This is a genomic window from Candidatus Marinimicrobia bacterium CG08_land_8_20_14_0_20_45_22, assembly GCA_002774355.1.
Taxonomy (GTDB): domain Bacteria; phylum Fidelibacterota; class UBA2242; order UBA2242; family UBA2242; genus 0-14-0-20-45-22.
Map to the genome: position 1 here is coordinate 20636 of PEYN01000173.1, position 7011 is coordinate 27646.

Here is a 7011-nt window from a genome sequence, read left to right on the forward strand (position 1 = left end):
GTATCCGAGTTATTCTGTAGTTAAGCCATGTGTCTTTGAAAACGGCGGTGTAGCTCAGTGGTTAGTCCCGATCTTTCGGGATCATAAGCCATGTGTCACTAGTTCAAATCTAGTCACCGCTACGATTGTGATTTTAGGAGAGGTGGCAGAGCGGTCGAATGCGGCGGCCTCGAAAGTCGTTTTCCGAGTAATCGGAACGGGGGTTCGAATCCCTCCCTCTCCGCCAATTTTCACTTTTTGTTAAATCGTAAGAAACAGCCTCGGCGCAAAGCGCCTCGGCGTACTTTATCCCCATTTTGTCTCTGCCCGGCACAGAACTGTCCCATCGCTTTTCCGTCGAAGTTCATGAATAAACTGATTTTGTCGATTCTCCAGACTGCCCGATTCAATCTCATCTCCATACCAGGTTTCTGCGAGATAATTGATTTCCAATTCGATTAGACACAAATTCCGGAAAAAATCAGGGGCAAAAGCATCGATCATCCATTCGATGTACTTCACATTTCCGACATGCATATTGAAATCAAGATCCGAATACCGCACCCGAAACGGCTCCTGAAATCGCATTTCTTCAACAGATTCGATCTTTTTCAATTGGCGACCGGGGAAGGCTCGTTCGGCGATTTGCGGCATATCGGCGGGAAGATATGACGACGACGGTTGAGGTCGGCGGGTTTGTAAATCGATGGCGCACCAGGACGTCATCGCGCGTGCTGTTACTTCACCCTTTAGATTCAGCGCCTTGAAATCACGAAAGCATAAATAATGTTCATTCTCCGTCGGCCAAGTTTCTACACGGATTGTATCCGTCCACTTCGGCACAGCGTCAATATGGATTATCTGCCGCGAAAGAATCCAGATCATATTCTTTTTAATCAGGTCTTTGATGCTGACGCCCAGATTGATCGTATGATGCATCGCCGTTTCCTGAAATAACTGGCAAAGCACCGGCAACCTAATCTGTCGGTGCATATCAATCTCGTAAGATCGGACATTATATTCGTTGTGCCAGACTGGCACAAATTTAGACGAATCACTCATAATTCACTCCATTCTCAAAATTCAGCACAGCCAACAAGAATCTACGGAATTTTCAGAGGACTTCAAGCCTGTTTTCACCAGAACCAAGTTGACATTTATCATCTGGACTCGTAGATTATTTTTGTAATGAACTGCAATAAGAAAATAACGAGGTAGGCGATGAAACGATTCTTCATCATGTTACTGGTGACGTTTAAGATTGGTGTCTGGCAAGTACGGGCATCAGCACCGCTAATTACCATCCCCGGTGAAAATATCAATTTCGATATCCAACCTATCCTATTTATAATCATTTGAACGAGTATCATCTTTGCTGGGAAAATCAGACCGATCCGGTATCATCGAGAACATTTATTAACGACTCTTTGGGTCAGGTTACGATACTTTGCGATTCTATTAACAGCGACGACAGTTTTTCGCTGAACTGGGATCGGATTGCCTACATTGACTGCGGTAATCTATATATGAAAACACTCATACCGGATTATGACGATTACGATACACCAATCCTTTTAGATAGCGGAGGATGCAGTAGCCCGGTTCTTTTTGACGACGATTATGAACAATTTGCGTCCATTTTATATGTCAAAGAGATCGACGGCAAAAAGAACATTTTCTTTGCCGAATATCACTATCATAACTCGCCGCAACCGACATGGCTTATCCAAAAAATATCTTCCGGAGATAACGACATCAGTCCCCGGTTTGGCTTTGATCCTGAATTTGTCATTTATCAAACTTTAATCAGCGGATTTTGGAAAGTCCAGGCCAACGGCAGGTTCAATAGCGTTTCGCAAAATAATATCTGCAACTATGTAAATCCATTTGCACTGACTTATCCTATAATCACAAAAAACGCATCGGGGAATTTCACACCTTTCTTTGTAGTGTTCGATTCCGATTCGATTCCAGGCAATAATGAGATCTTTTGGAAAGCGCTGGTCCTTCATGAATCGTTTCCAGATATTATTAATCTTTCGAACACTGAAGGTGGCGACCGAAAACCGCAGGTTATGGTGACATCTGACTCTCTGATTTACTTATGGGAACATGAGTCGAACGGAAAAACTGATATTTGGTAGTTTATCGATGAATTCAAGCCGGACGTCGGTGCGATTCATCAGGAACCCGACAATTATAATTCTTTTTTGTTGAATGGCAATTTCCCGAATCCATTCAATCCATCAACGATCATCTGGTTAGATGACAATCGTCAATTCAGCCAAACTGCCAAAGTGAAAATATACGATCTGAAAGGTTCGCTCGTACGATCCTTTCTATTTCCTGTTAATGGCGCCGGACGCTACAACATCTCATGGGACGGAAAATCTGACAACGGACGAGGTCTTCCCGCCGGTATCTACTTCTATAAAATCCAAATAAACAACGCCGAATTAATCGGAAAAATGGTAATGGTGAAATAAACCACACCCATGTTTTTAAGTTTTGTTATATATTGTTACGTTTTTAATCGACAACTCTTTTCAGGAGAATCAAATGCTCAGACCACCTGAAATCCAGCACACGGCTAAAACCTCCGATCACACATTAAAAGTTCTGACCATTCTCACAATTGTTCTGTTCTCTCTAACAAACTTTTGCTCAGGCTCAGCGCCTAAAGGACCTTTTCTGACAATGTATTTACCTCAGGGTTACGTCATCGATGCTCTTTCCGGAAAGGGTTACAATCCAAGCACACTGGCAACGCTAACGACAATCAACTCCGTTAATCCGGCGGCATTGGTCGATCTGAAACGCGGTTTTGGCTTCTCCTATCAATATGACACCAAAATACGTTCGGTGTGGATAGCCGATTCCAAGCATCAGCGGATATTCAATACCGCACCGCAATCGGCTGGATTGACAGTTACTCTTAGAAACCTTCATCTGGGACTGGCGATGGATCAAGTTTATAATTCGAAGTTTCTTTATCACTTCACTTCTAATTTTTATTACGAACCATGGTATATTGGTCCCTATACCTTCCACTCAGAAGTGAGAGAATCTGTTCATCATTATTCTTGTATCGCTGCCTATGATTTCGGCAAATATCGGTTAGAATCCCAATCATTGAGCATTGGACTTCAGGTTAACTACAATCAATATCATCTCTATCAACAATACGGAATAACGATGGACTCCGATAGCTTGGATAACCTATATGGGACGAGTGAAGTATTCAAAAAAACAATCGATGCTTTTAACATTGCAGCAGGAATCCGTTATATCGTCCATACTGAGATCATTCCACGGATCAGTATCGGCGCCTATTATGAAACGTTTGTGCGGTTCAAGAAAATTTTTGATGATACCAATTTCGATGATAGAAAGGATAATCCCACAACAAGAATTACAAGGTTCGATTTCTTTGGGACACGACTTGGCGAAATCCCTGATAAATTTCATACAGGGGTTTATCTGGAGATGCCGTGCGGACTCTATTTCTCCAGCAACCTGTCCTATCTTTTCTGGAGAAACACAGCATATTCCGTGAAAAATCAACCGGAATTCGCCGTCAATATTGGCTTCCCTGCTTGTAAGAATTTGAATCTTTCAGGCGGGGTGTTTTATACTCATTACCGCCGTACTGATTTCAGTGATAAATGGAATAATAAGTTTAAAGCGGTTTATCTGATGGCAGGTGGCACTTTAAACTTAAAAAACTTTTCGCTTGAACTCACCGTCGCCGACAGTCATCTGTTTTCCGGCGAATATCGCAAGCAGACGTTGGTGAAAGCAGGAATCGGATATTCTTTTTGACCTTCTATGATATGAAACCGGTTTTACTCCGACCTGTGCATTTTTTACATTGTCTGCAGTAAATATTTTATCTTTCATTTTAAATCGCCAAAATTACATTTTACCATGGTAGGGATTCCAAGACAAAGACTTCAAATAATACTTCCGCTCCTGCTTGGCATCAACTTGCTCTCCGCCCAGTCGATCGGTTTCAGCGTCGGAGGCGGCTGGACGCAAATGAGATCGAAACAGACTTTCGATATCCGGTATAAGGAGTTACCTGACTTTCCGGCTCCATCATTAACGAATAACCAGTTTATAGAAAGCGGTCCGGCGCTCGATTTCGGGTTGAGATACACGACCAGATCCGGACGGTTTGCTTTTCTTGGCGGCTTTACTTTCAACCGTTTGGATGGTCGCACCGACTCTCTACGAATTTTCCCGCCGCCGTATTCATGAGCAATGGTTTCAACGTTATCCAGTTTGGATACACAGCAGGATATTTATTCTTTTAACGGTGGAGTTCGATGGAATTTCCTGAAAAAGTCGATTACATCTTTCGTTGGATTCGAACTTTTAACGAATCATTTCAGTAAGAAAAAAATCACGGCGATCAGTAACACAACAGTAATCTTAGTGGGTTCTTCCGCCAGAAACGAATTCGGTACAACACTGTCTGGCGGTATTGGAATTAAACTATCGCATGCACTTGGCATTGAGATCGAAGGCAGTTGCGCAGTGGACAATCTCTTCTCGCGGGAGAAAAGCGAAAAAACTGCCGAAGATATACAGTTCAACTTCATATCACGTATTACCTAACAAAGTCCTGAATCCTCGTCGTCTTGCCGATCACTAAATTTTCGATGCCGTGCCGAAAAGAAACAAATATTTTCCCCAAAAAACCTTTCGGGTCAATTTCCCGCTGAAATGAATTTATCTTACAAATGTTCTGGTCTTTCACCATTTGAATTTTCCCCATCTATTATTGAGTATTTTTCATAATCCTGCAAAAAAATATCCCACTTTCCGGTTTCGGCTTGCATTCTCTCTTTATGCGTTTTAAAATTGATCGTTTATTTAAAACTATCCAATCGGGAGTTTATTATGGCAGACAAAGAGCAAATGATTCTTGACGCAATGAAAAAAGCGGGCGACATCGCCAAAGTCGTCGGCATGAGTAAGGACGAGGTCGCAAAAATCATCGCCGCGCTAAAAAAGCAAGGCAAGGTCGTCTCGCCCAAGGACTGTTTTACGCTCCGGCCAAATAAGACGATTCTTCCAATTATTCAGAGGCAAAATATGAGAATTTTTCCACATTCTCGAATCTTTTTCGACTTCGCTTTGTTAATCGTGTTTTTGACGATAATCGGTTCTTCCGCTTTTTCCGAGCCGGTTTATATGCCGGGATTTTCGGCGTCGCCTTTTTATTCCGAACAGACCAAAACCTACACGTTTTATCCGGAAATCATCATCACGATCAACGCGCCCGCTCCGATGTCTTTCAACTCCAATTTACCGGTCGGATTAGTGCTTTTCGCTTTACCTAACGGCAATACAACCGACCAGACGATCGGAAAAGTGTTGAAGACCGGCGACGATTGGCATTACGACATCCAGCACATCGGCGCGCAGACGCGGTTTCTCAGGAATCACATTACCGAATACAATGTCGTCACCGTCTATCTGGAAACCGTTCAGAAAAGCTGGCCGACATGGCGCGGCAAATACGCGAATAACGCGGCGATCATCAAAAGTGTCGTCGATTCCTTAAAAAGCATGTTCAAAGCATATAATCCGTTCGTCGTTCTCACCGGACATAGCGGCGGCGGCAGTTTTACCTTCGGATATATGAACGCCGTGACGGCGATACCGGACGAGATCGACCGTATTTCTTTTCTCGACAGTGATTACAATTATACCAACGATTACGGCGCAAAACTATTAGCATGGCTAAACGCCTCGCCGAACCATTATCTGAGCATCATCGCCTATAACGACAGCATCGCACTTTACAACGGAGCGCCAATCGTCTCGGCGACCGGAGGTACCTGGTATCGCAGTCGATTGATGCAGAGATATTTAGCTAATTATTTCACATTCACCAGAGATAGCAACGACGTTTTTATCAATTACGTCGCGCTGGACGGGCGGATCAAAATCCTGCTGAAACAAAATCCCGAGCGAAAAATCCTGCACACCGTTCAGGTTGAACTCAACGGGCATATTCAGGGAATGGTTTCCGGAACGGTTCACGAAGGCGTCGATTACATTTATTACGGCGCTCGCGCCTACACGCCGCTTGTTCAGGATGCCGCAAAGGTTTTGCCGGTTTTAAATATTCCACCACGATCTACTGATGCTCTGACCGGTTCGGCCTTTATGCAAAAAGTCCTGAACATGACTTTTGCAGAGCGCGAAGTGGAAATCTTCAATGAAATCTCGGCAGGAAATATTCCCGAATTTCTGCGCTATCTCGTACCAATAACCGAGAATTTTACCGACACGCAGGGAAATTCCCATACCGTGACATATCAAACCATGCCGGATTATTTGGCGATCGGCTCGAACGACGATTTCTGCCGGATTCCGATGGGACCGATCACGGCGCAGAGACTCGCCGTTATATTTGGCGCGACGATGCCGACCCGAAAATTGGTCGATAATATTTACACTCACGCTGATGTCAAACTCGCACCCGTGACTTACACACCCGTTGGAAATGCTAACGAACTCGTTCCGAAATTCGTCGCACACAACACCGCCATTGAATCCCAGTTTGTCGTGGCTGGCGGCCAACTCGGACAAATCGTCGGCGGAACGAAAAAAGACGTGGTCATCAGCAACAAAATCACCGATCCGACGCGCCCCGATCACGTCGTGATTTATGGCTGGCACCAATTGAACGGCTCGCCGATTCAGCCATTGTATAACGGACACATCAATTCGTATGTCGATTACAGCCATGGAATCCGGTTTCTGAACGCAAATTTATATGTCGATTCGGTTCAGAATAGCGCCGTGGACATTTTAATGGACATCAATCGCTATAAAATACTCAGCGGCGAAGAAGGCGTCATGACCCAACCGGGTTATCTCAAGGACACGCGCATTCCGGCGACGCCGAAGTCGTGGGGCGTTAAAACCGAAAGCGAAACTTCACTCAGAATCGTCACCAAGCCTGATTCAACTGCCAAAGAATTCGTCGTCTTTCTCAGCGCAGACGGATTGAAT

General features: G+C 44.2%; 6 protein-coding genes, 2 tRNA genes and 1 pseudogene. 8 read left to right on the forward strand and 1 reads right to left on the reverse strand.

The genetic code is table 11. The features are described from left to right. Positions 1-43: 43 nt before the first annotated feature. Positions 44-125, forward strand: a tRNA-Pro gene (locus tag COT43_10150). A gap of 11 nt (positions 126-136) precedes the next feature. After that, positions 137-226: transfer RNA gene (locus COT43_10155), tRNA-Ser, on the forward strand. Positions 227-285: 59 nt separating this feature from the next. Here COT43_10155 and COT43_10160 read toward each other — a convergent pair. Continuing rightward, positions 286-1041, reverse strand: a complete 756-nt coding sequence (locus COT43_10160; protein ID PIS27516.1) for a hypothetical protein — start codon at positions 1039-1041, stop codon at positions 286-288. Between the two features lie 293 nt (positions 1042-1334). Between COT43_10160 and COT43_10165 the strand changes: the two genes are divergently transcribed. The 6 genes and pseudogenes from COT43_10165 to COT43_10190 all read left to right on the forward strand — a co-directional run bounded on the left by COT43_10165 (position 1335) and on the right by COT43_10190 (position 5031). Then, positions 1335-2123 carry a hypothetical protein gene (locus COT43_10165; protein ID PIS27517.1) on the forward strand — a complete coding sequence of 263 codons (789 nt, stop codon included), beginning with the start codon at positions 1335-1337 and terminating at the stop codon, positions 2121-2123. A gap of 3 nt (positions 2124-2126) precedes the next feature. After that, complete coding sequence (locus COT43_10170; protein ID PIS27518.1) at positions 2127-2465, forward strand: hypothetical protein; 339 nt, start codon at positions 2127-2129, stop codon at positions 2463-2465. Positions 2466-2538: 73 nt separating this feature from the next. Continuing rightward, a complete protein-coding gene (locus COT43_10175) occupies positions 2539-3801 on the forward strand; it encodes a hypothetical protein (protein ID PIS27519.1) in 1263 nt (420 codons plus the stop codon). Positions 3802-3966: 165 nt separating this feature from the next. Beyond that, the gene (locus COT43_10180) at positions 3967-4239 is read left to right on the forward strand and encodes a hypothetical protein (GenBank protein PIS27520.1); all 273 of its coding nucleotides are present in this window, start codon (positions 3967-3969) and stop codon (positions 4237-4239) included. A 3-nt stretch (positions 4240-4242) separates the two neighbouring features. After that, positions 4243-4599 carry a hypothetical protein gene (locus COT43_10185; GenBank protein PIS27521.1) on the forward strand — a complete coding sequence of 119 codons (357 nt, stop codon included), beginning with the start codon at positions 4243-4245 and terminating at the stop codon, positions 4597-4599. A gap of 285 nt (positions 4600-4884) precedes the next feature. Further along, positions 4885-5031: pseudogene (locus COT43_10190) on the forward strand (transcriptional regulator). Positions 5032-7011 lie beyond the last annotated feature (1980 nt).

Coding starts and splice junctions, on each gene's coding strand:
- COT43_10175 (PIS27519.1), top strand. CDS start 2,539: ATGCTCAGACCACCTGAAATCCAGCACACGGCTAAAACCTCCGATCAC.
- COT43_10160 (PIS27516.1), bottom strand. CDS start 1,041: ATGAGTGATTCGTCTAAATTTGTGCCAGTCTGGCACAACGAATATAAT.
- COT43_10185 (PIS27521.1), top strand. CDS start 4,243: ATGGTTTCAACGTTATCCAGTTTGGATACACAGCAGGATATTTATTCT.